This is a genomic window from Streptomyces monashensis, assembly GCF_001866665.1.
Lineage (GTDB): Bacteria > Actinomycetota > Actinomycetes > Streptomycetales > Streptomycetaceae > Streptomyces > Streptomyces monashensis.
In genome coordinates this window covers 150,801-172,803 of record NZ_MLYO01000015.1, presented here as the reverse complement: position 1 = coordinate 172,803, position 22,003 = coordinate 150,801, and the positions used below count along the sequence as shown (strand labels likewise).

General features: G+C 70.7%; 18 protein-coding genes and 5 pseudogenes. 12 read left to right on the top strand and 11 right to left on the bottom strand.

Going from position 1 to position 22,003, the window contains the following annotated elements:
- The first annotated feature begins 200 nt into the window (after positions 1 to 200).
- The 5 genes and pseudogenes from BIV23_RS08695 to BIV23_RS45885 form a co-directional block, all read left to right on the top strand.
- On the top strand, positions 201 to 539 hold the full coding sequence (locus tag BIV23_RS08695; protein ID WP_245790459.1) for a cold shock domain-containing protein: 339 nt from the start codon (positions 201 to 203) through the stop codon (positions 537 to 539).
- Positions 540 to 885: 346 nt separating this feature from the next.
- Positions 886 to 2,130, top strand: a complete 1,245-nt coding sequence (locus BIV23_RS08690) for an IS110 family RNA-guided transposase (protein ID WP_071380172.1) — start codon at positions 886 to 888, stop codon at positions 2,128 to 2,130.
- Between the two features lie 407 nt (positions 2,131 to 2,537).
- Complete coding sequence (locus tag BIV23_RS08685) at positions 2,538 to 2,903, top strand: Hsp20 family protein (RefSeq protein WP_107471117.1); 366 nt, start codon at positions 2,538 to 2,540, stop codon at positions 2,901 to 2,903.
- Positions 2,904 to 3,031: 128 nt separating this feature from the next.
- Positions 3,032 to 3,160, top strand: a pseudogene (locus tag BIV23_RS53905) (DUF5133 domain-containing protein); the annotation flags it as partial.
- Positions 3,161 to 3,285: 125 nt separating this feature from the next.
- A pseudogene (locus BIV23_RS45885) lies at positions 3,286 to 3,466 on the top strand (Hsp20/alpha crystallin family protein); the annotation flags it as partial.
- Between the two features lie 537 nt (positions 3,467 to 4,003).
- On the opposite strand, the gene BIV23_RS50210 reads toward BIV23_RS45885, so the two are convergent.
- Both BIV23_RS50210 and BIV23_RS48460 read right to left on the bottom strand, forming a co-directional pair.
- Entirely contained in the window at positions 4,004 to 4,183 is a 180-nt protein-coding gene (locus tag BIV23_RS50210; RefSeq protein ID WP_071380170.1) for a hypothetical protein, read from the bottom strand.
- On the bottom strand, positions 4,176 to 4,436 hold the full coding sequence (locus tag BIV23_RS48460) for a hypothetical protein (RefSeq protein ID WP_071380169.1): 261 nt from the start codon (positions 4,434 to 4,436) through the stop codon (positions 4,176 to 4,178). The genes BIV23_RS50210 and BIV23_RS48460 overlap by 8 nt, the downstream gene beginning before the upstream one ends.
- Positions 4,437 to 4,629: 193 nt before the next feature.
- Between BIV23_RS48460 and BIV23_RS08670 the strand changes: the two genes are divergently transcribed.
- From BIV23_RS08670 to BIV23_RS08665, 3 genes and pseudogenes are all read left to right on the top strand, one after another.
- Positions 4,630 to 5,292 carry a peptidylprolyl isomerase gene (locus BIV23_RS08670; protein WP_245790457.1) on the top strand — a complete coding sequence of 221 codons (663 nt, stop codon included), beginning with the start codon at positions 4,630 to 4,632 and terminating at the stop codon, positions 5,290 to 5,292.
- A 130-nt stretch (positions 5,293 to 5,422) separates the two neighbouring features.
- Positions 5,423 to 5,693, top strand: a pseudogene (locus tag BIV23_RS51705) (M15 family metallopeptidase domain-containing protein); the annotation flags it as partial.
- A 200-nt stretch (positions 5,694 to 5,893) separates the two neighbouring features.
- The gene (locus tag BIV23_RS08665; protein WP_143079062.1) at positions 5,894 to 6,112 is read left to right on the top strand and encodes a hypothetical protein; all 219 of its coding nucleotides are present in this window, start codon (positions 5,894 to 5,896) and stop codon (positions 6,110 to 6,112) included.
- Between the two features lie 234 nt (positions 6,113 to 6,346).
- On the opposite strand, the gene BIV23_RS08655 is transcribed toward BIV23_RS08665, so the two are convergent.
- The 6 genes and pseudogenes from BIV23_RS08655 to BIV23_RS49545 all read right to left on the bottom strand — a co-directional run bounded on the left by BIV23_RS08655 (position 6,347) and on the right by BIV23_RS49545 (position 9,811).
- Positions 6,347 to 7,081, bottom strand: coding sequence for a dienelactone hydrolase family protein (locus BIV23_RS08655; protein WP_071380165.1), 735 nt, complete (start codon positions 7,079 to 7,081; stop codon positions 6,347 to 6,349).
- 455 nt (positions 7,082 to 7,536) lie between these two features.
- A complete protein-coding gene (locus BIV23_RS08650; RefSeq protein WP_071380164.1) occupies positions 7,537 to 8,112 on the bottom strand; it encodes a sarcosine oxidase subunit gamma in 576 nt (191 codons plus the stop codon).
- Positions 8,105 to 8,302: pseudogene (locus BIV23_RS08645) on the bottom strand (glycine cleavage T C-terminal barrel domain-containing protein); the annotation flags it as partial. The gene BIV23_RS08650 and the pseudogene BIV23_RS08645, both read right to left, overlap by 8 nt.
- A 182-nt stretch (positions 8,303 to 8,484) precedes the next feature.
- Entirely contained in the window at positions 8,485 to 8,628 is a 144-nt protein-coding gene (locus BIV23_RS51700; protein WP_245790455.1) for a hypothetical protein, read from the bottom strand.
- A gap of 217 nt (positions 8,629 to 8,845) precedes the next feature.
- Entirely contained in the window at positions 8,846 to 9,394 is a 549-nt protein-coding gene (locus BIV23_RS08640; protein ID WP_071380162.1) for a type 1 glutamine amidotransferase domain-containing protein, read from the bottom strand.
- A 192-nt stretch (positions 9,395 to 9,586) separates the two neighbouring features.
- A complete protein-coding gene (locus BIV23_RS49545; protein WP_143079061.1) occupies positions 9,587 to 9,811 on the bottom strand; it encodes a hypothetical protein in 225 nt (74 codons plus the stop codon).
- Between the two features lie 466 nt (positions 9,812 to 10,277).
- Here BIV23_RS49545 and BIV23_RS08635 point away from each other — a divergent pair, with 466 nt between their 5' ends.
- Positions 10,278 to 11,243 carry a cation diffusion facilitator family transporter gene (locus BIV23_RS08635; RefSeq protein WP_425443469.1) on the top strand — a complete coding sequence of 322 codons (966 nt, stop codon included), beginning with the start codon at positions 10,278 to 10,280 and terminating at the stop codon, positions 11,241 to 11,243.
- A gap of 409 nt (positions 11,244 to 11,652) precedes the next feature.
- Here BIV23_RS08635 and BIV23_RS08630 read toward each other — a convergent pair whose 3' ends face one another.
- Positions 11,653 to 12,063: an isoamylase early set domain-containing protein gene (locus BIV23_RS08630; RefSeq protein ID WP_342746355.1), complete on the bottom strand. Its 411-nt coding sequence runs from the start codon at positions 12,061 to 12,063 to the stop codon at positions 11,653 to 11,655.
- Positions 12,064 to 12,528: 465 nt separating this feature from the next.
- Between BIV23_RS08630 and BIV23_RS08620 the strand changes: the two are divergent.
- Positions 12,529 to 17,066 (top strand): annotated as a pseudogene (locus BIV23_RS08620) (cation-translocating P-type ATPase).
- 437 nt (positions 17,067 to 17,503) lie between these two features.
- Positions 17,504 to 17,719: a hypothetical protein gene (locus BIV23_RS08615; protein ID WP_177239790.1), complete on the top strand. Its 216-nt coding sequence runs from the start codon at positions 17,504 to 17,506 to the stop codon at positions 17,717 to 17,719.
- 954 nt (positions 17,720 to 18,673) lie between these two features.
- On the opposite strand, the gene BIV23_RS08610 is transcribed toward BIV23_RS08615, so the two are convergent.
- Both BIV23_RS08610 and BIV23_RS08605 read right to left on the bottom strand, forming a co-directional pair.
- Positions 18,674 to 19,480, bottom strand: a complete 807-nt coding sequence (locus tag BIV23_RS08610) for an RNA polymerase sigma factor SigF (RefSeq protein ID WP_071380158.1) — start codon at positions 19,478 to 19,480, stop codon at positions 18,674 to 18,676.
- Positions 19,481 to 19,993: 513 nt separating this feature from the next.
- Complete coding sequence (locus BIV23_RS08605; protein WP_071380157.1) at positions 19,994 to 20,320, bottom strand: plasmid stabilization protein; 327 nt, start codon at positions 20,318 to 20,320, stop codon at positions 19,994 to 19,996.
- 1,290 nt (positions 20,321 to 21,610) lie between these two features.
- Between BIV23_RS08605 and BIV23_RS08600 the strand changes: the two genes are divergently transcribed.
- Positions 21,611 to 21,865, top strand: a complete 255-nt coding sequence (locus BIV23_RS08600) for a hypothetical protein (protein ID WP_071380156.1) — start codon at positions 21,611 to 21,613, stop codon at positions 21,863 to 21,865.
- Positions 21,866 to 22,003 lie beyond the last annotated feature (138 nt).

Sequence of the window (22,003 nt, the reverse complement as noted above, 5' to 3'; positions counted from 1 at the left end):
TCCGACCTAAAACACGGCCTAGCCCTCCTTGGCCGACGGCCTGTGCGTCGGGAGCCTGGGGTTCAGCCCGTACGGTGCGCGGGGCATTCGCCTCGTGCGCCGGGGTACCTGCCGGTTGCCACCATCCGCGCACGGGCGGAGGCTGGGTGTCTTCCCGGCAAGCCGTTCTGGTGCGGAGGTTCCTTGTGCCCAGTGGTGTGGTGAAGTGGTTCGACCGCGAGCACGGCTGGGGCCTCATCGCCCGGCGTGTCGGCGGGGACGTCGTCGCCAGGTACTCGGAATTCCGCGGTGCTGCGAACCGGGAACTCGTTGCCGGACAGCAGGTGTGCCCCGACGTCACCAGCGACACCGCTGGGGAACGGGCCGAGAACATCAGCCGCCCGGCGCCGGCAAGCTGCGAGCCGGCCGAAAGCACGGAAACGGACTCGGGCGGGCTGGAGTGCCCCGAGTGGCCGGTTCAGACGATGCCCGGCGGTAGCGCCGTGGACACCTGCCCTTGGTGCGTCCACATGCGGCAAGCCGACGCCGCCAATCGGTGAAGGCGAGCGAGGACGCAGCAGGAGCGCGAGGTTGGGGCCACCCGAAGAGGCCCCCGGAACGCGCACGGGCCGCCGACGGCAGCGGAGCGGTAGCCGTTGTCCGGGACGTAGCCAGTCCTCCAGAGCGCCTGCGGCGCTCGTCCCGGAGGCGGGAAAATCGGTGCGGGTGTCCGTCCGGCTGACGTCGTTGTTGCTTGGTGCGGTGGAGTCCGTTAGCCAGTCGGACGCGGGGGTCTGTGCAGGCATCCGGGATTGTTGTCGCGAGCACGCAAGAGAGCTTCTTACCGGTCTGTGACCCCGCCGTGCGGGCGCCCGCACGATCGGGCACGAGCGCAAGGGGGCGGGCGTGGACCTGCTTCATGAACGGTGCGGCGGCGGGGACTTGGGCAAACGGGACTGCAAGGTGTGTATTCGGGTGCCGGGCAAGGGCACCCGGCGGCATCAGGAGGTACGCACCTTCACAACGACCACGAGCGGGCTGCTTGAGCTGCGGGACTACCTGCTCGCCAACAAGATCACGGTGTTCGGGATGGAGGCAACCGGCTCGTATTGGAAAGCGTTGTACTACCTGCTGGAGGCTACCGACGGGATCGAGCCGTGGCTGCTGAACGCCCAGCACATGAAGGCGGTGCCGGGCCGCAAGACGGATGTGACCGATGCGCAGTGGATCTGCCGCCTTGTCGAGCACGGCCTGGTCCGCCCCTCGTTCGTGCCCCCAGTGGAGATCCGGCGGCTGCGGGATCTGACCCGCTACCGCACCGAGACCTGCCAGGAGCGCACCCGGGAGGTGAACCGGCTGGCCAACCTGCTGGAGGACGCCGGGATCAAACTCTCCCTCGTCGTCTCCGACATCGCGGGTGTCTCCGCCCTGGAGATGCTGGAGGCCATGGCCGGCGGTGAACGCGATCCCGAGGTGCTGGCCGAGCTGGCCCGCGGTGCCATGCGCCGCAAGCACAACGAGCTGGTCGAGGCACTCACGGGCGACTTCACTGATCACCACGGTTTCATGGTCCGTGTCCTGATCCGCGCGATCCGCGACGCGAACGCGCGCATCGTGCTGCTGGAGGAAGAGATCCAACGGCAGATCGCCCCCTTTCGCCACCAGGTCGATCTGCTGATCACGATCCCCGGGATCAGCACCACGGTGGCCCACGTGATGATCGCGGAGATGGGCGCGGACATGAGCCGGTTCCCGAGCGCCGGGCACCTGGCCGCCTGGGCCGGGCTCGCCCCCGGCAACCGCGAGTCCGCCGGGAAACGCAAACGGGCACCGACCCGGCACGGCAACGTGTGGCTCAAGGGCGGACTCGGCGTCGCCGCCCTGGCCATCGGCCGCACCAAGGGCACGTATCTCGCCGCCCAGTACCACCGGCTGCGACCGCGGCGCGGCGAGAAACGCACCATCGTCGCCGTCGCGCACAGCATGCTCGTCTCCGCCTACCACATGCTCACCACCGACGTGCCCTACCAGGACCTCGGCCCCGACCACTTCACCCGCCGCCTCGGTGAAGAACGCCACCGCCGACGTCTCCTCGCCCAACTCGACGCCCTCGGCTACGACGTCACTTTGGAACGACGACAGACCGCCTGAAGGGGATTTTCAAGAGAGCGAGAGGGTAGAGGTGCCGGAGCGGCGCCCGCACTGCCAGCTGCTGTCCCCGACGTGGTGGCCGCCCAACGTTACGAGCGTGCCCGCGTTCGCAGGCCAGACACCATGAGTCGTGGTGCTGGTATCCCGAGGAGAGGCAGCGCAGCCATGGAGATCAGTACCGCGCCGCCGGGGCGCCCTCGCCCTCCCTCGGCGCGTGGAGCAGCCGACACACCAGCGACCGGCCTGGTCAACGGCCCGGTTGAGGTTGAGGTGCCGTGTCGTGCCGAGTGCGGCGGAATCTTCCTGCCCGCCCGGTGACCCAGCCCGGCAGCTTGCTGGAGGGACGGTTCCCAGGCTTCGGACGGTGTGAACCCATCGCTGCCGACTTCGACGAGCTGTTCCAGCGGATGAACCAGCTGCTGGGAGGCGCGGCCGCTCCGGGCGAGCCGGCGTGGTCCCCCGCGGCCGACATGCGGGAGACCGACGACGCCTGTGTGCTCGAGGCCGATCTGCCCGGGATCAAGCGGGACGACATCGGCATCGAGATGAGCGAGCGGAAACTGCGCCTCACCGGGGAGTACAAGGAGCGGGAGCGTGAAGGCGTCCTGCGCCGCAGCACCCGCCGCACCGGCCGTTTCGAATACCAGGCCCTCCTCCCCGCCGATGTCAGGTCCGAGGAGGTCAGCGCGACCCTGCACGACGGCGTGCTGACCGTCACCGTGCCCAAGACACAGGCCACCAGGCCGCGGCACATCCAGATCACGGAGTCCTGACCCGGCTCGATACGCGCCGCGAATCCGTCGCCCGGCAGAGTCCGTCGTGCACGCGCGGCTCTGCTGTGCGACGGTGATGTGCCGGTGCGGGGAGCTGTGGACACGAAGATGTTGATGCCCACGTCAGGACGGTCGCCGCATTACTTCGTGCCTACCGGTCCGCATGGGCCCCTCTGCTACGGGATCCGGTGAGCCCGCTCATCTGTCGTCGGCTTGACGACGCTGTTTACACGCCCTGCGTCCTCATGGGACAACGCAACGCCGCCGAGCCGCGGCACAGGCGGAGCGCCTTCTGGCCCGGTCCTCCGCCCCCGTGGCAACGTACCGGACACGGGGGAAATCACCGCCTCCCGCGGAACCGATGCACTCCGGCAGTCGGAACTCGGAACGACCGCTGGGCGTCTTCTCCCGCCAGATCGTGCCGGCCGACACGCTGGACACCGAGAACATCAAGGCCGACTACGACGCCGCTGCTCGACCTGCACATCCCGATCGCCGAGCGCGCCAAGCCCCGCAAGATCGCCATCGGCGGGGGTACATCCCGCAAGGAGATCTCCGGCTGACGCCGGCGGCAGAGGCCGATCAGCGGCGGAGGACAGACGAAGCACCTGCAGCGGGTGCTCTTCCACATCGGGCGTCATCGAGCTCGCCGAATGCCTCCGCCGCACCATGGATGTGACTGCTGGTCAGAGAGTAGCGCTCCAGCCTCTGAACGTTCATCCGATCGCGCGAGGAGTAGTTCGTCGAACCCGTGCTTGCGATCCGCATGTTGATTCCTGAGCTGCGACCGCGGCGCGAACCGAGCTGTACCGCGGCGTCGCCAGCCTCTTCCTTCTCTGGCGTCGCGCGACGAGACTGACGGGCCCGTCATGTGCGTGACGGTGGTCGCGGAGGGACTCGGTAGATGGGGACCAACTCCCTTCCTTGTCGGGATGCGTCGGTCGTTGAACTGCTGGAACACCACGAGACTGCAGCTCGCCGACCCGTGGACGAGCTGCGGGCGGAGGCAGACCGGGCCCAGGCCGAGCCGACCACGGCCGAACCGGAGTGCCGAAAGCGGATGATCATCCGCAAGCCAGCAGATACGATGCCGGTTCGCCTCACCAACCGGCTCTGCCCAGCGCGGCGGACAGTTGAGGAGCGATCAGATCCGTTTCGGCCAGGGCGCCGATGTGGTCCTGGCCGTCGAGTTCGATGATCTCGAAGCCGAGGGCACGCAGTTCACCGGCGTGCTCGGAGATTCGGCGTGCGATGGCGGCGCCGCCGACGTAGTCATACACGCGGCATTCCCCAGTAGGCGTTGCCCGCGAGCAGCGGGAGACCGCCTGCCATCAGGCCCTTCGCGCGCTCCGTGAACGGAACGAGGGAACCGGCCATCGCAGCCATGCCGGAGTACCCGGCCAGGACGAAGTCGCCGACGCCCGCCGCATCCGCGACGGTGTGCAGGTCGGCGACTTCCCTGTCGATCGGGTAACTGGTCCAGGAGGCCGCGTCCCACCGGCCGCCCGCCTGGCCCTCCGGGCCCGCTGCCACATCCTCCTCCGACTCCGTCAACCCCACCGCGCGGCGCGGCAGGTAGCGGACGACGCGGCATTGACCAACCCAGGCACTGCTCGCCACCAAAGTCGACGGTGCCCGGGGCAGGGGTTCCACCCGGCCGGAGGAGCGGGCAAGATGAGGCGGCCATGACATGCCCGTACGGTGCTGCCCCGAAGGGAACCGCCTCGTGCTCCGTAAGCCAAGCGCCCTGCTCGCCGCCTCCGCCCTGCTCTCCCTCGGCACCGCGACGCAGGCCGCGGCCGACACGCCGCCCCCTGCCGCGCAGTCGGCCGCCTGCACCTACACGCCGGCCGTTCCCGCAGACAACTTCAAGGGGATACCGGTCTTCGACCCGGTGCAGGCCGCCAAGCCGTACAGCGCGACGCTGCGCACCAGCCAGGGCGCGATCACCTTTCGGGCACTGACCGACAAGGCTCCCTGCACCACGTACTCCTTCAAGTTCCTCGCCCAGCGCGCCTACTTCGACCGCTCGCACTGCCACCGGCTCACCACCGCGCACATCTACGTGCTTCAGTGCGGCGACCCGACCGGCACCGGGAGCGGCGGACCCGGTTACTCCTTCCCCGACGAGAACCTGACCGGGGCGACCTATCCTGCCGGGACGGTGGCGATGGCCAACGCCGGGCCCAACACCAACGGAAGCCAGTTCTTCTTCGTCTGGAAGGACACCAAACTCGCGCCCGCCTACACGCCGTTCGGCGAAGTCACCGCGGGCCTCGACGTGCTCCAGAAGATCGCGATGGGCGGCGAGGACGACCAGAACGGGCCGGGAGACGGCTTTCCGACGCTACCGGTGAACATCAAGCGCGTACAGATCAAGAACAGGTAGTACGGTCCTGCCCCGGCTCCGTCCTGTCGGCGACCTGATGGGTGGCGAGCAGGGTGATCTCGCAGGTCGGGCGGGGCATGCCTCTTCGGCCCCGAAATCATTCCTGACCTGTGAGAACGCATGCTGCCGCTCAGTGGATCTCACACTCGTGGATACGGACGGCCACGAGCCCGGTATGGGCAGGGCCATGAACGCGACTCCGGAGGAGAGCGCCGGTGCCTGCTGCACCGACGCTGCCGGGATCGGCACGCAGGCGCGCACACCGGGCTCTTTCGGGGCGCGCTCTGACGGCCGCCGGCCTGGTGAACTGCCCGACGAAGTGGTGGCACTGGTCTTTTGGCGACCGCTACTGGGCCTTGATCACAGAAGCGGCAGCGCCTGTTACGGGCCGAGCCAGCAGGACACGCACGAATGACGTTCTCGGCAGCGCGGCGATGACCCGTCAGGCTGTCGTAGTGAGGGGCGTCCGCCACGCACGGCGGCGGAACCTGACCAACGCGCGACTCACCCTTGCACCGGGTCCTCGCGAGCCGGGGCCGGTGCCTTGGCGAGCGCGCGGATGCCGCGCACCAGTGGGGCGAAGAAGTGGGGCAGTCTGCCCATGTTTCCGCTCGGCAATGGCGGGCCGGCCTCCACCGCCGACGACTGGCCGGCCGTCTGCCGAATGCTGCTGGCCGACGGGCTGTCGGCGGGCACCACTGCGGCGCACGTGATCCCAGCAACGAGTGCGATCACCATCCTGTTGACCCAGGTCGCAGCGATGGGTCCGGTACCCGCCCCAGTGATCAGGGAGTTCTGGCGGCACGCGGCTGACGCCTGATACACGCATCTCAGGCCCGTACCCTCACGGCGTGGGCCCAGCCGGTGGAGGCGCTGGTGGCTGAGTGCCGCCCCGACCGGCTGGTACCGCCGATGGCCGGTACCGCCGTGATCGGGGCGGTTGTGCAGCTGCCGGCCACCGCCATCGAGGAGAGCCGGGGCCCGTCCTCGATGAACGGCGTGCCGGCCGGCACCGCCTGCCGTCCACCGGCCCAGCGAAGGGGCCGGCCCGCGGCTAGCGCAAATGCCGGGCGAAGAACCCGGCCGCGTCCTCCCCTGCGAACTGCGGGACGCCCGTGTGCCCGCCCATATGGGCGTGCAGCGCCTTCTCCTTGGAGCCGAAGGCGTCGAACAGGTCCAGGGCCGCCTGCCGGTCGTTGCCTTCGTCGTCCCACTGCAGCAGGACGTGCAGCGGAATGGTGACCCGGCGGGCCTCCTCGAACATGACGGCGGGCACGAGACTCCCGGCGAACAAGCCCGCGGCCGCGATGCGCGGCTCGACCCCCGCCAACCGGATGCCGATGGAGATCACTCCCCCCGAGTACCCGACCGGGCCGCCGATCTCGGGCAGCGAGAGAAGGGCGTCCAGGGCGGCCTGCCATTCCGGCACCGACTTCTCGACGAGCGGGAGGACGAGGGCGTCGATGAGCTCGTCACCGACCGGCTCGCCGGCCTCCACGGCCCGGCGCAGGTCGGCGCGGGCCTGCTCGACGGCGGCCCACCGGGGCCGGTCACCGCTCCCGGGGAGCTCGATGGTGGCCGCGGCGAAGCCCGCCGCCGCGGCGTGCCGGGCCCGCCCCGCCAGCCGGGGGTACATCGTGCGCAGGCCGAGCGGGGGGTGGCCGAGCAGGATCAGCGGGACCGGTGCGGATACGGATGCGGGCGTCCACAGGATGCCAGGGATCTCGCCGAGCATGAACTCGCGTTCGCAGATGCCGTCGTCGAGGAGCTGTTCGGAAGTGAACTGCATGGTCGTGCCTTTCGGGAGTGCACACAACGGCGCTCCCGGACGACCTATCGCCCGACCGTGACCCTGGAGGAGAGCACCCACGTTGATACGTTCACGGGTACCACCTCCTCAATCTCTCGCACGGCCTCCGGAAGACTAGCAGTGGTCACCGTGCCCCGCCCAACGGGTTTCCGCGAAGGCTCCGCGGCGCTGCGGAAAGAGACATCGCCCACGGTGTGAGCGTTGATGAGGCGCATGGGCTTCATGCAACTGGTCTCACCGAAGAGGCGGCGGCCGGCCCCGACCGCCTGCTCCGAGCGATGACGGCCGGCAGTCCGAAGATGCAGGTGAGGACACGGGCGAGCTCGTGGCCGATGAAGTCGTGGATGTCCAGTGGCGGGCGCCGCATCCGTCGAACGCACTCAGTGCCATCAGGGTGACTCCGGGCCGCGCTACTCACTCATCGCGTCGATCAGTCAACGGGCCAGGTAGTCGGCGAACGAGGAGCGCGGGAAGAGCCGGTACGTCGGTGTGTCGTCCACCTGCCACGGCAGCACCGGAACGGGGCCCACCGTGGTCGACACTGCCTGGCCGGGGCCGAAGGCGCGGGGGTGCAGGTCCAGCCGGCAGCCCTTCTCCAGCACCCGCCGGGCGGACGGTCCGCTCAGCTTCAGTGTGGTGCGGTTCGCCGGGACGTCCACGACCCAGCCGGGGGCGCCCGCGAGTACCTCGCGCAACTCGGCGGTCACAGCGGTCGGTTCGGCCTGGGAGAGCACGAGCCACTCGTCGGGTCCGAGCCAGGCGCCCGTGTGCGGTCCGGAGGCGGTGGTATCGCCGCACTGCCGCGGGAGCGCTGCCGCCAGGGCCTTCTCGATGCGGTCGGCGGCTTCGGAGGCGGGGTCGACGCGCACGTTCACCATGGTGACGAACGGCCGCTCGGTCAGTGCGACGCCCCGGGCGCCGCTGACGGTGGCGGCGCGCATCCGTTCCTCCAGGTGCGCCAGGGGGCTGGTGCGCAGGGCTGCGGGGTCGGTGGCGGTCGGCTCAGCCATCTCGCTTGGTCCCTTCGAGGTCGTACAGGACGAAGTCGGTCACCTCGACGGACACCAGGTCCTCACCCACCGGGGCGAGCAGGGTCTCGCCGATCCTCGCCCGTCCGTCGGCGACGAGGGCGAGGGCGAAGGGACGGCCGAGGGCCGGGCTGTGGTAGCTGGAAGTGACGTGGCCGAGCATCGGCACGGGCCGGGGGACGTCCGTTTCCGACGTTCCGCTACGCGAGTACCCGCGGTCCGTCGCGCGAAGCGGGCACTCGGCGCACCGGCTTCAGCAGCGTGCCGGCGGCCGGCCCCGATGGCGGTGTCCCGCGACGGCGGCGACGAGCGCCCGCGCGAACTCGGCGCTCGCGGGGCCCGGTCCGGCGTCGGTCACCAGACCCGGTCGGCCACCAACCGACGGGACCGCGTGGACAGGCGGACCCCCTCGGGCCCCGGAACCGTCAGTACGTCCACTCCGTTGCCCAGCGCCGCCACCGGCTTGCCGTGGCGGTACGCGTCCCGTACGAGGCGCATCGCGTCCTGATCGCCGTTGAGCGGCGAGGTGTCCGTGGCATGACCGTGAGTTAATCCCTTGCGTGGAAGTCCTCCATCACCGTGGGCCCGCGCTCACCGACGGTCAGCGAGTCGTCGTGTGGCCCACCCGCACGGCCTGGGCCGTGGTGAGCGGCCCGGAAGCGGGGTCGGGGGCGGAAGGCATCAAGCTGTTCGCCCTTGCGGTCGGGGGTCGCGCTCACCGGCCTGTCTCCTCCTGCTCGAACACGTCCAGACAGGCCGCGCAGAACGCCTTGAGGTCGTCCGGCTTCCGGCTGGTGACCAGCTTGTTGGGCCCGTGGCCGCAGATCTTCACCTGCTCGTCAACCCAGGTGCCGCCGGCGTTGCGGATGTCGGTGCGCAGGCTCGGCCACGACGTCAGCACGCGACCCCGCACCACGTCCGCCTCGACGAGCGTCCACGGCGCGTGACAGATCGCGGCGACCGGGCGCCCCTGTTCGAAGAAGTCCTTCACGAACGCGACGGCCTTGTCGTTCATCCGCAGGAAGTCCGGATTGGCGACCCCGCCGGGCAGCACCAGGCCGCCGAAGGACTCCGCCGACGTGTCCCCGACGACCTCGTCCACGGTGAACGTGTCGGCCTTGTCGAGATGGTGGAAAGCCTGCACCTGGCCGGGGCCGGTCGACACCAGCACCGGATCAAGCCCGGCCGCCAGAGCCGCCTGCCAGGGCTCGGTCAACTCCACTTGTTCGACGCCCTCACGCGCTGTCAGAAACGCGATACGCATGATCCGTCAACTCTCCTTCCCGATGTTCCTCGTTCCGCGGTCGTCACGGTGGCGCGGTCACATGCCGGAGCCGAACTGCCGTGGAGATTCGGCGTCGGCGCCACCTTGGGCATCGAGGCCCCTCGATCGCCTGCGCCACCGCCGCGAACCCACCGATTCACCGTCGGCGTCCCACCGTTTCACCGTCGGCGTTCACGGCCGCATACCGAGCCGCCCTGGCACACACCCTGCGCGCAGCGTGGTCCATGTCTTCGTCCACGAGGACTGCGGCTGAACCCCCGGGGCACCGTCCTCGGCCACCAGCAACCGGCGGGGGTTGACTCCGTCTGCGATGACAGCGATCAGAACGCTGTCGCTGACCAGGCCGATCCGCTCGCTGTCGGCCACCACCAGGCCCCAGGCCGATGCCCCGGTCACACATCACCCGGGCCCCCACGTCACCCGCGCGGGCGCCCATGGCGGTCGGGGCGTCGCTCACGATGTCCCGCACATTCCATTGCAGCCCCCTGTTCAGGCTCTGGCCCGGCGCTGTCACCGCACTCCCCGCGCCGGGTACCCCACCGCTGCCGCTTTACCGCGCGCCGACGGCGCTCCCGCGGGGGCGGGGGCGCCGTCGGCGCGCTCTGCACACGCGGGCGCTCTCCCCTTGCCCCCGCATGAACCCGGCCCACCGGGGCATTCGGGCGTGGACGGGGCGTCGGGCCCCGGCATGTCCGGGCCGGATGCTCACGCGGGGCGGGCCCGAGCTCCGCGCTCGGTCCACGTCGTGTCCGGGCGCCAAGCCGGCAAGCGGGTCCGCACGGCAGGCTGGAGGGCTGCATTGGTGACGGACGGTGAGCGGCGGCGAGATCGGGACTCCACGGCCCGGGACGTACGAACCCGGATCACCGTTCTCGTCGCCCTCGCAGCCAATCTCGTGATCGCCGGGGCCAAAGCGGTCGCCGGGCTCTTTGTCGGGTCCCCCGCCCTGCTTTCGGAGGCGGCGCACTCGGTCGCGGACTGCCTCAACGAGGTGTTCCTGCTCATCGCCGTACGCCGCAGCAAGCGGCCCGCCGATGACCGTCATCCGTTCGGCTACGGCAAGGAACGCTACTTCTGGGCGCTACTGGCCGCGGTGGGGATCTTCGTCATGGGCGGCTGTTTCTCCGTGTACCAGGGATCTCAGGCCTTGCGGTCGGACCGCCAGGAGTCGACGACGGGCTACACGGCGGGGCTCGCGGTGCTCGGCGTCGCTCTGCTGGCCGACGGTGCCTCCCTTCTCCGGGCCCTGCACCAGGCGCGCCGGAAGCGTGACGGCGCGGCCGACCCGGCGCTGCGCACGGTGATCGCGGAGGACACCACAGCCGTGACCGGCGTGATCATCGCGGCGGTCGGTATCGCGCTGCACATGGCGACCGGGCGGGTCGCCTGGGAGGCGAGCGCGTCCATGGCGATCGGACTGCTCCTGCTGTGCGTGGCCTATCGGCTGGCCCGGGAGGCCCGCGACCGGCTGATCGGCGAGGCGCTCGACACGGAACTGCGCGACCCGATCGGTGACTTCCTCGGGTCCCAGAACGAGATCGACAAGGTCGCGGCGCTGCTGACCATGCGACTGGGGCTGGACTCGGCCCTCGTCGCCGCCCGCATCGATCTGGTACCGGGGCTCGACAGCGAGGAGGTCGAACTGGTCTGTGTGCGACTCAAACGACGGATCACCGCGAAGTGGCCGCAGGCCATCCACGTGTTCCTGGACATCACCGAGGCGCCCGGCCCCGGGGAAGACCCGCCTTCCTCGGCTCGGAGCAGCCCTTCGAAGGACAGCCGTTCTTCCCCCCTCGGCCGCGGCAGCCACCCCGGCCCCCGCCCCTGACATCCGGGAACCGTCCGGCTCCATCGTCAACCCGCCCATCCGGCAGACCCCGGCCGACCGGCTGGGAGCCGGACCACAGTCCCACGACTCCCCGGCCTTGGACCGCCGTCCGAGGAGCCGACCGGCCCGGCCCTCCTTGAGCGCGGCGACATCTCCACCGGCGAGATCTCACCCGTCGGCGCGGAGACACTTCCGTACGGCCGCCCGCATCTCCCCAAGCTCGCCGACTTCACCTTCACCGGGACCGCCCCCGCCTCGACGCCGCCCGGTCCCACGACGCCGACGGGCATCTGACGGTAGTCGGAGGCGTCCGTCGGCTGCGGGCCGCGGCTGCCGGCGTCGAAGCGCACACCCGGCGTCCAGCGGTACCGGCGTCAGCCCCAGGCCTGGGCCGAGGGAAACGATCAGGTCAGGTGTGCAGGAGGCTGTTACGGCCGTCGTGGCCGTCGGCGTCTTCCTCGTCGAACCAGCAGTCGTCGTGTGCGAGGTAGCGGAAGCCCAGCTGCTGGTCGACCGGCAGGGTGACCGTCACCGCGCGGCTCCCGTCGGGACGCGGCATCAGCGGGTGGGCGCCAGGCTGCCAGTCGTTGAAGTCACCCACCACGCTGGCCTCTCGTGCCGGATGGCCTGCGGGCAGGATGAAGGTGACCTTTGTGTGCTTCTTGTGCCGGGTGCGCTCGAGCATCGGGCTGATCACTCCTTGAGGGTTCGGTGAGGCGTCGTTGCCGATCATCGCGTGCGGGGCACCAGCCGCCACGTGGCGCTGGACCGACTCGGCCGCGCTGTCACCCGTCCAGCCGGGCCGTGTAAGGCGCCGCATACCAGGTACTCGGTACCGGACACCCGCCACCGACCTGACCCGACCGGACGGCCCACCTAGGAGATGAGACGGACATGACCAAGAATGCGCAAGCGTCATCGTCCGCGGCGACAGAGAAGCTGCTCCATCCCGTCGAAACGGTCACGGCCACGGTGAGCCATCTCCCGGGCGCGCCCGCGGTCAAAGACGCGTTCGACACCGTCCTTGACACGGTGGGCGTCGTCTCCCCGCGATCACGGCGCATGGCAGCGTACGCGGGGGTCGGACTGATGGGTGCCGTTGGTGTGATCGAGTGGCCGATGGCGGCCGCGGGCGCCGCGGTGGTCTGGCTGACGCAGTCGCGCTCCGGGCGTGCCGAGGGAGGGGGCGGGTCGCAGGCCGGTGGCCGCGCAGCCGGTACGCACCCTCCCAAGAAGACCCGCCGGTCGGCCGGCCGGTGAGTCCATCGGTTCCGCGAGGTGAGAGATGGTCCTTGGCGCGGTGAGCCGGCTTCCTGCTGCGGGGCTGAGCCTCTCGGTGAGGATGCCGGCGCAGGTCGCCGGCCGGTTCCTCCCGGGCGCGCGTGCTGCTGTCCGGCTGGCGGCCGCGGCAGCAGAAGCAGGGGGACGCGCCACCGAACGCGGTGCGGTGGCGGTGGCGGAGAGCGCTGTGCGGGTCGGCCGGGTCGGGCTGAACGCCATGGCTCCCGGCCAGGGATACTGGCGTGCCGGAACCCGGGTCCAGCTCCCCTTGCGCCCGCGTCCGGGAGAAACCGTGCGCAGTGTGGAGACAGCTGCCAGGCGCGTGGCATCCGGCCTGGCGAAGCATCCGGACGTGCTGGCCGCCTACTGGGACGGCGGGCTGGCGCGGCTGGTGATACAGACGACGCAGGACGCCGTCGCCGATCGCGTGGTGGACAGGGCGACAGAACTGGCGGGCCGGCAGAAGCTGGAGCGGCCGGAGGAGGATGTGCTGGAGCCGGCGCATCCGGGCCACACAGGGGGGATACGTTCCGGTGCGCTCGCACTGTTCTGCGACGCGGTCGGGATCAGCACCGCCGTCGTGGCGCGGACTGTCCGCCTGAGACAGGGACCGCACCTGCTGACCGCCGGGGTGGCACTGCTGCGTGAGGAGCCGCGGATACGGAGCGTGTTGCGGCGCCGTCTGGGCCGTTCGGCCACGGATCTGGTTCTGGCCGCCGTCAACGCGGCCGCCAACGGAATCGGGCAGTCGCCGACCGCCCTCGTCCTGGACGCCGCATTGCGGGCGGGCCAGCTGGCCGAGGCCGTGGCCCGGGCCGCTGCGTTCGACGCCGCGCACGACACTGTCTGCGCGCCGGAACGGCTGAGCCTCGCCGGCCGCGCGGTCGCCCGTCCGCCGCTTCACCCGTACCCGGGCGAGGAGTACCGGGGCCAGGCCGTCACCGGAGCCCTGCTCGGCGCGGCCGGAGCCCTCCTCTTCACCCGCGATGTCCACGAGGGGGCCGAGGCGCTGCTGGCCGGTAATCCCAAAGCCGCGCGCTACGGACCAGCAGCTTTCGCCGCGACCCTGTGCACCGAGCTGGCCTGCGAGGGCGTACTCGTCCGTAACCTGGACCGCCTGAGGCAGCTGGAGCTCGTCGACACGGTGGTCCTCCATCCCGAGGCGCTGCGCAGTACCCGGCGCACGGTCCTGGACGTCCACCCCAACGTGCCCGCATGGGACCACGACCATCTGTGGCAGGCCGCGGCGGCCGCCCTGCGGCCCGACGAGGAGAACGGGCTCGCACTGCGCCCGGTGCCCGACCAGGGAGAGTCGGACACCGGGTTGATGATCGCTTCGGAGCGGGGCCGGGACATCGGTACCGTTCTGGTCGGCTGGGAGATCGACCCACTGGCCGAGGCCGCGATGGACGCGGCCCGCCGGGCCGGTCTCCACGTGGTGGTGCGGGACGACGGATCGCTCGGCGACTTCGACGCTCTCGCGGACCAACTCGTCGGCCTGGACGTGCCGTTGGCCGACGTGGTGAAACAACTTCAGGACGAGGGCCGCGTCGTGCTCACCGTGGCCCACGTTCCCTGCGCCGGGGCCGATACGGAGGAAGAACTGGACCCGGAGAGCCGTGACGTGCTGGCGGGTCTGCTGCGCAGCGACATCGCCGTCTCCCTCACCGACGCCCGCAGCGCGGTGGTGTGGGGCGCGGATGTCCTGCTGCTGCACGGGCTGGAAGGCGCGTGGCGTCTGCTGGCAGCCGTTCCCGCCGCGCGGACCGTCAGCGAGCACTCCAAGCTCTTCGCCGAGGCGGGCGCCGCGCTGGCCGGTCTGCTGGTGGTGACCCGGGGCGCCCGCTCGAAACGCGTCACCCTCCCGCTGGGCCTGCGGATCGGTCCGGTGAACGCCGCCGCTGCCGCCTCCCTCGTATCCGGCTGGCGCGCAGCGCTCCAGGCGAGTGCCCACCGTGCGCCGCACCCACCGGCCCGAGTCCCCTGGCACGCGCTCCAGCCCCAGGAGGTGCTGGCGCGGCTCCGGACCGGCGCCCGGGCGGCGGAGCCGGACATGTTCGCGGGTCTCCGGGAGTCCGTCGGCAGGGCCGCCCGTCTTCCCGTGCTCGCTCCCGCTCGCCTGACGTTCCGTCTGGTCGGTGCCGTCCGCGCCGAACTGCACGACCCGCTCACTCCCCTGCTGCTCGTCGGCGCGACCGCGTCGGCTCTCCTGGGGGCGATGGTGGACGGGCTGATGGTGGGCGGCGCGCTGGGTGTCAACGCCCTGGTGGGAGGGCTCCAAAGGCTGCGCGCCGAGTACGCGCTGGCCGGGCTCAAGCTGGGGCAGCGTCAGGAGGCCCGTCGCATCGTCGACGTGGAGAGCGGGGAGACCCGGTCCGTGGACGCGCGGCGTCTGGCGCCGGGCGAGCTGATCGAGCTCTACACCGGAGACGTCGTACCGGCCGACGGACGGCTGATCGAGGCCGAGGACCTGGAGGTGGACGAGTCCTCGCTGACCGGCGAGTCGTTGCCGACGGCTAAGCAGGTGGACGCCACACCGCAGGCTCCGGTGGCCGACCGTCACTGCATGGTCTTCGCGGGCACCACCGTGGCCGCCGGTCACGGCCGTGCCGTCGTGGTGGGCACCGACGGCCAGACCGAGGCCGGGCGTGCGGCCCACCTCGCCGCACGCACCCGGCCGGCGCCCGGCGTCCAGGCCCGGCTGCACGAACTGACCGGCAGGATGCTGCCGTTCACGCTGCTGGGCGGCACAGCCGTGACCGGCCTGTCGCTGCTGCGCGGCCGACCGGTACGCGAGGCGGTCCGCGGTGGACTGGCCGTCGCGGTGGCCGCCGTCCCCGAGGGACTGCCGCTCGTGGCGACCGTCGCACAGCTGGCGGCGACTCGTCGGCTCAGCCGGATCGGTGTACTGGTCCGCACCCCACGTGCCCTTGAGGCCCTCGGCCGCATGGACACCATCTGCTTCGACAAGACCGGCACCCTCACCCAGAACCGGCTGCACGTGGTGCGCGTCGCCACGGCGGACGGCGACCAGCACCCGGCCGACGCCGCCGAGGCGGCACCCCTGTTGCGGTCGGCCGCACTGACCTGCCGCACCCCCGACCACGAGGCGGGCATCCACGCGCACTCCACGGACGAGGCCATCCTCGCCGCCGCCCCGGCCGGATCACGGCGCAAGCCCCTCGCGATCCAGCCGTTCGAGGCCAGCCGGGGCTACGCCGCCGCTGTCGGCACCACCGCGGACGATTCCCGCCTGCTGCTGGTGAAGGGCGCCCCCGAGGTCGTACTGCCCGGCTGCGCAGACAGCACCGACGACGTCGCGAAGTCCCTGGCCGCTGACGGCCTGCGGGTACTGGCGGTCGCCAGCCGCCCGCTGACGGGCACCGAAGAATCCACCGAGGCGCTCGACCGCCCTCTCGCGGATCTGGACCTGCTCGGCTACGTCGCCCTGGCCGACACCCCTCGCCCCAGCTCCGCGCCGCTGGTTTCCGATCTCCGGCAAGCCGGTGTGCGCCCCGTCATGCTCACCGGCGACCATCCGCAGACGGCCCGTGCGGTGGCCGTCCAACTCGGCTGGCCCGACGACGTGTCCGTGATCACGGGCGACCGTCTCGCCGAACAGGACCGCAGCGGCCGGGCGCGCCTGCTGGGCGACTGCGACGTGGTGGCCCGCGTCGCGCCGGAGCAGAAACTGCAGGTGATCGAGGCGCTCCAGGCGGCCGGACGAGTGGTCGCCATGGTCGGCGACGGTGCCAACGACGCCGCTGCCATCCGCGCCTCCGACATCGGAATCGGCATCGCGGTCCGCGGCTCGGCCGCGGCCCGGAACGCGGCGGACCTGGTGATCACCAGCGACGACCTGTCCATGCTCGTCGCAGCCGTCGCGAAGGCCGAGCGCTGTGGCGCAGCGTGGCGGATGCGATCAGCGTGCTGATCGGCGGCAACGCGGGTGAGATCAGTTTCTCGGTGCTCGGGACCCTGCTCTCCGGTGCCTCACCACTGTCCACACGGCAGATTCTGCTGGTCAACCTGCTCACCGACATGTTCCCGGCGATGGCGGTCGCGGTCACACCGCGGGACGAGACGACCGAGGACAGCCCGGACGGCGAATCGACGCTGACGGACAGCGTCCCGGTCGGCGTCGCGGCGCTCGGCGATCCGCTGACGCGCCAGATCCGCGAACGGGGCATCGTCACCACGCTGGGTGCGACCACGGCCTGGCTGATCGGCACCATCACTCCCGGCTCCGCGCGACGGACCAGCACGATGGCGCTGTGCGGGGTGGTCGGAGCCCAGCTCACCCAGACGGTGTCCGGTCGGCGGCACAGCCCGCTCGTGCTCATCACAGCCCTCGGTTCGGCAGCGGTGTTGGTCGGCCTCGTCGAGACGCCACTGCTCAGCCAGTTCTTCGGCTGCACACCGCTCGGTCCGGTGGCCTGGGCCGGAGTGGCCACCGCGATGGGCGTCGCGATCCTGGGCCCCCGGCTGGTACCGGAGATCGACGCACTCCTCCGACGACTCCGAGTCGCTGTCCGGCCATAGCCGACTCAGCCCTCGGTACAGCCGCCGTCAGCAGCCCCGTATCCGCTGCGGCTTCCCGTACCGCCTGCGATCCGAGGGCGTCTCACCGTGCGTGCGTGTGCGGCGAGTTCCGCGTTGTCGAAGCTCTGACCTCAGAGTTTGAGAAGAACTTCGGTTTTTGAGGGACTCCGAGGAGACCTGCGACGCCTGGCGGGCCTCCAAGCCGGAGAAAGCAGCGGCGCGCCGCCATGGCCCCGTACGTCGTGGAGCAGCGGGAAGGCTTCCACCCCGGCCGTGAAACTCGCCCTTCCCAGCGGTAGCCCCGGGTGAGCGGTGCCCTCGCACGCCGCCCCCGGTCGGCTGGCGGGACGGAGCCCACGCTTCTCATACCCCGCGACGGACGGAGTTCGACGGGCGCGGGACGGCATGAGTGCCTCGGCTCCGGGGACCCGGTGGGTATGGAAAGCACGCCTGTGACCGTCCAGCCGCCGGGCCCCGACGGTGGCCGGAAGGTCGCGATCCACGGCAAGGACGTCGGCACCGCGTACCACCTGCTCGACGTCGTGGAGTTTCTGCGCCGGGAGGGCCTCCCGGAGACCGACACGACGGTCGACGACTCGGACCTGATCGAATGGCGCGGCGGTGGACCGCGAGCCTGGACGTCGGGCGAGTGAGCCGAAGACGGACGCGGTCACCCTGATGATGGCGGATCCGCCGCCTCCGCGGGACCTCGTCCAGCGGTCGACAACCTCAGACGGACCTGCCAAGGGACAGCGCCGAGCAGACCACCCGCAAGCTCGACGACGCGGCCCGCACTCGCGCGCAATCACCGGCACCCACCGGCTGGACGAAGCACTGTTCACGACCCGTCGGCCCGACCCCACGGCTGAGTCCGCAGCACGCGGCACCACGACCGTCACCGTGCCCGCTGCAGCAAGCCCGACGGACGTCCCATACCGTCCCACGGGCTGCGTGCCCTATGCCGATCGGCAGTCGTTGAGCATGGTGTCGCGCCATCGACATCCGATCCCCGCGGATGCGTGAATCCTCGTGCCCGACAGCGACGTGTTGCCCCACCAGTTCGCAGTCCGCCCCGGGCGCCACACCGGCCACACGACGGCTCCCCCGGCTCACGGTCCGAACCAGAGGAGCCTGACCGGGCCAGTCCCCAGGGCCGCTGAACCCGGCCTGCACACCAGGTCCCCCCATCCGGCGCTTCTACGCACCCTGCCCCACACCAGACGGGACTCGTGCTGGATTCCGGTTTCGCTGGGTATCGCTGCTGGTAGCGGGGCGGGGGCTCGGTCATGGTGATGAGGGCACGGCCGGGCCGTGACGAGGGCGAGCAAGCGGTGGTCCACCGTCTGGCGTGGGCGAGAAAGGCGCCGTGGGATGTGGTGGAGCTGAGCTGGGACGGTAGCTGGTCCCGCAGATCGTCGACGAGCTGAGGTGTGGTCAGAAGACGGTGCGCCGGTGCCTGCACCGCTTCAACCGCTCGGGCTGGACGGCCTGGAGGCTCTGGGCGCGACCAGTTCAACTCATGCGCTCGCCCCTGGATGGGGCAGACCCGCACCACCCGCCAGGCACTTACGCAGCCGCTGTGTGTACTTCCTTTGAGGGATCCAGCACTAGGCGGCGTCCTGAAGCACCTCATCACGCAGCCGGTGGCAGGAGCGGCTGATCAGCCGTGAGACGTGCATCTGCGAGATCCCGAGCTGCTCGGCGATGCGGGCCTGGGTCATGTCCTGGAAGAAGCGCAGATACAGGATGGTGCGTTCACGCTCGGGCAGGGCCGCCAGGCGGGGCTTGACCGACTCGCGGTCCACGACCGTGTCCAGGGCCGGGTCGCAGGAGCCCAGCGTGTCGCCGATGGAGTAGCCGTCGTCGCTGCCCCGGGCCTCGGCGTCCAGGGACAGCGCGGCGTAACCCTCCAGCGCCTCGAGCCCGGCCCGGACGTCCTCCTCGCTCAGACCCGTGTACCCGGCAATCTCGCTCACGCTCGGCGAGTGATTCGAGACGGTCGGCGACAGGTCCCGCACAGCGCTCCGCACCCGGTTGCGCAGATCCTGTATGCGGCGCGGCACATGCACGCTCCACAGGTGGTCGCGGAAGTGCCGCTTGATCTCCCCCGCCACGGTCGGAACGGCATAACTCTCGAAGGCGTTGCCGCGTTCGGGATCGTACCGGTCTACGGCTTTGACCAGCGCGAGGGCCGCGACCTGCCGCAGGTCCTCGTAGCTCTCGCCCCGGCCGCGAAAGCGGCCCGCGATCCGTTCGGACATCGGCAGCCAGGCCTCGACCAGTTCCTCACGGAGTGCGTCGTGCTCGCTGCCCGGCGGCAGCGAAGCCAGCAGGCGAAACGCCTGTTCGGTTTCCGGGGCATCATCGTGGCGATGGTGTCGCGCGCCCGGTTGCGCGCTCGTAGGGGTTCGCATGGTGCACCGCACCTCTCATACGCGAGAGACGAGCGACGCTCACCATGAACGCGCGACGCGCTTCGGACAGCCCGCCCGGGCGACGGGAACGCCACTCCCACAGACATGCCTCATGTCCGAAACACACCTATTTTTCCGGTTCCCCGAACTGGGGCAGCCAAACACGACAGGCTGCAGCCTGCGGGCCGTGGATACGGCGACGACCTGGCTGTCCGTAGTGCCGCACACACCAATCAGCGTCTCGACCAGGCGTGTGGCCCATGTTTGCCCTGCGGCTCCGTCAAGGTCGGCACCAGGATGCTCCGCCGCGTGGTTCGGGTCCTTGTGGGACAAGCGGGCCGCACGTTCGCAGCGCATGCCTCAAGATCGAAGATGCAGAAGGCGGACGCGAGTTCAACTCGGCCCAGACCACGTTCGTCGTACGCCGACCTCCAGTGCGGGCCGGAATACCGCGGCCCGCCTGCAGTCCTTCACCGCAGGCGGCGCCGAAGTCGTTCCTTCGTACATCAGTCGTCAACGACCGAGGGCGTTCTCCAACTGCCGCTTGGTCATCGAGGAGCGACCGTGGATGTTGCGCTTCCTGGCTTCCTCGTAGAGCTGATCCTTCGTGGGGCCTTCCGCGCCGCTGTGCGATCGTTGCCCGCCGCGTTGGGACGCCGACTTCGGATCACGGATCGAGGCCTTGCTGGCGGTCTTCGACTCGCCCGACCGCGCCCGCTCCTTGTTGACCGTACGCGCGGCGATCTCCTCGGCCCGCCGCGTCGACTCGCCACGGTCCTCCGCGCTCTTCTTGATGTGCTCGTACTGTCGTTCCCGCTTGGAACTCGATCCGGACGGCATGAGGTCTCGCCTCCATCTTCCGTTACGGCCTCTTCAGTCCTGTGGGGCCGGCCGACAGGTCGACTCAGGGTGATCAGCCCGGCAGGCCGGAGGCACGCCGCCCCGCGCCATGAAGGTGACCCGCAGGCTCTTCGGACTGCGACTGCTGTGCCTCGATCTCGCCGCTGCGCCGCGATGCCTCGCAGCCCATTGTGGATGTGGCGCTACTCGGGGTGCCGAGGCCGCATCTTCAGCAGCCCTTTCGTGCCGGAGTTCGCTCTGGACGACGGGTTCCCCGACGCAGCTGTCCAACCCGTCGAAGAGGGCAGGCCCGGACGGCGTCCGATGAGCAACGCATGCTCGCACTCTCGGGTCCGCTGTGCCCCTCCGTCGGCCTGCGGACCGTCTCTGCGCCGGGCGGCCGGGCCCGGTGCCATGACCGACAGAGCGGACAAGCCGGTACCCGTGCCGAACGACGACTGCCCTCCGTGGGTGCTGAGGGAGTCGACCAGTGGCGTGTGTGGTGCGGGTACCCCGAGGACGGCACGCTGATCCGAGTGAGCCACCGGGTGACGGCCGACGCCGTGATCGAGTGGCGCGACGCGCTCGCGATGCCGGTGCCGTGGACCGGCTCGTGCTGCTGCGTCGGATGCGCATCGAAAAGGAGAGGCACGCCTACGGCTCGGTCTCGCCCCCCGGCTTCGGCGCGGGACGGGTGCGTGATCCCCGTCTTGAGGGCCATGTGTGGACAGCTGAAGCCGAAGTCCTGCGGCTGCGGCTCGACGGCGCGCACCAGGTAACGCGGCGCCCCGAGATCGGGCTGCGCGCTGCGTTCCGGCTGCGCGAGGGTGAGCAGCACCACCTCGTTCTGGAGTTGTCCGAGCGGGACAGCTTCGAGCCCCTGGATCCGGCGCAGTTGTGGACGCGCACCCAGGACGCCTGGCTGCAGGACGTACCCGACTGCTCCGGCCTGGCCGCGCCACGCGATGCCCGGCACGCCTGGGCCGTCCTGCGCGGTCTGACGAGTTCGTCCGGCGGTACGGTCGCGGCCGCCACCACCTCGTTGCCGGAGCGCGCGAACATCGGCCGAAGCCACGACGACCGATTCGTCTGGCTGCGCCACACAGAGCTGGGTGGGCCTCGCGGTCGCCGCGCACGGTCCGCACGACCTGCTCGACACCGCGGTGCTTTTCACCGCCGAACGCGTCCTCGCCGACATGAGGCGGCGCGAGCCGTCGCGGTCGATGCGGTGGAGCGCAGTTGGCGACGGCCGGCCGCCGGCCTGGTGCCGCCGGGTGGCATGACACAGCGGTGTGCGGACTCGCTGAGGCCGTATTCGTCGAGACCCGGCACCGTTGCCTGCGTGCCGACGGCCGGTGGCGCCGGGCCGCCGATGACGATGGGCCGGAGGCCGCGCTGCTCACGCCCCTGGCTCGATGCTGTCTGTCCGCCGACGATCCGAGCAGCGCGACCACCCACCACTTCATCGAGGGACGACCGTTCGTCCACGCACTCCAGTTGGAATGCGCCGTCCGCCTCAACGACGCCTCGACGCTTCCGCACTGATCCACGGGGCGTCGGCCCGCCAGGAGGGCACTCGGCCCCGGACACCGTTCCTGCACACGTGCCGGCGGATCACACGTGCAGACTGCGCCTTGCCGCCCTGGGAATTGGTCGAGTCGTGGCTCGGGCGGTGTGCGCCGA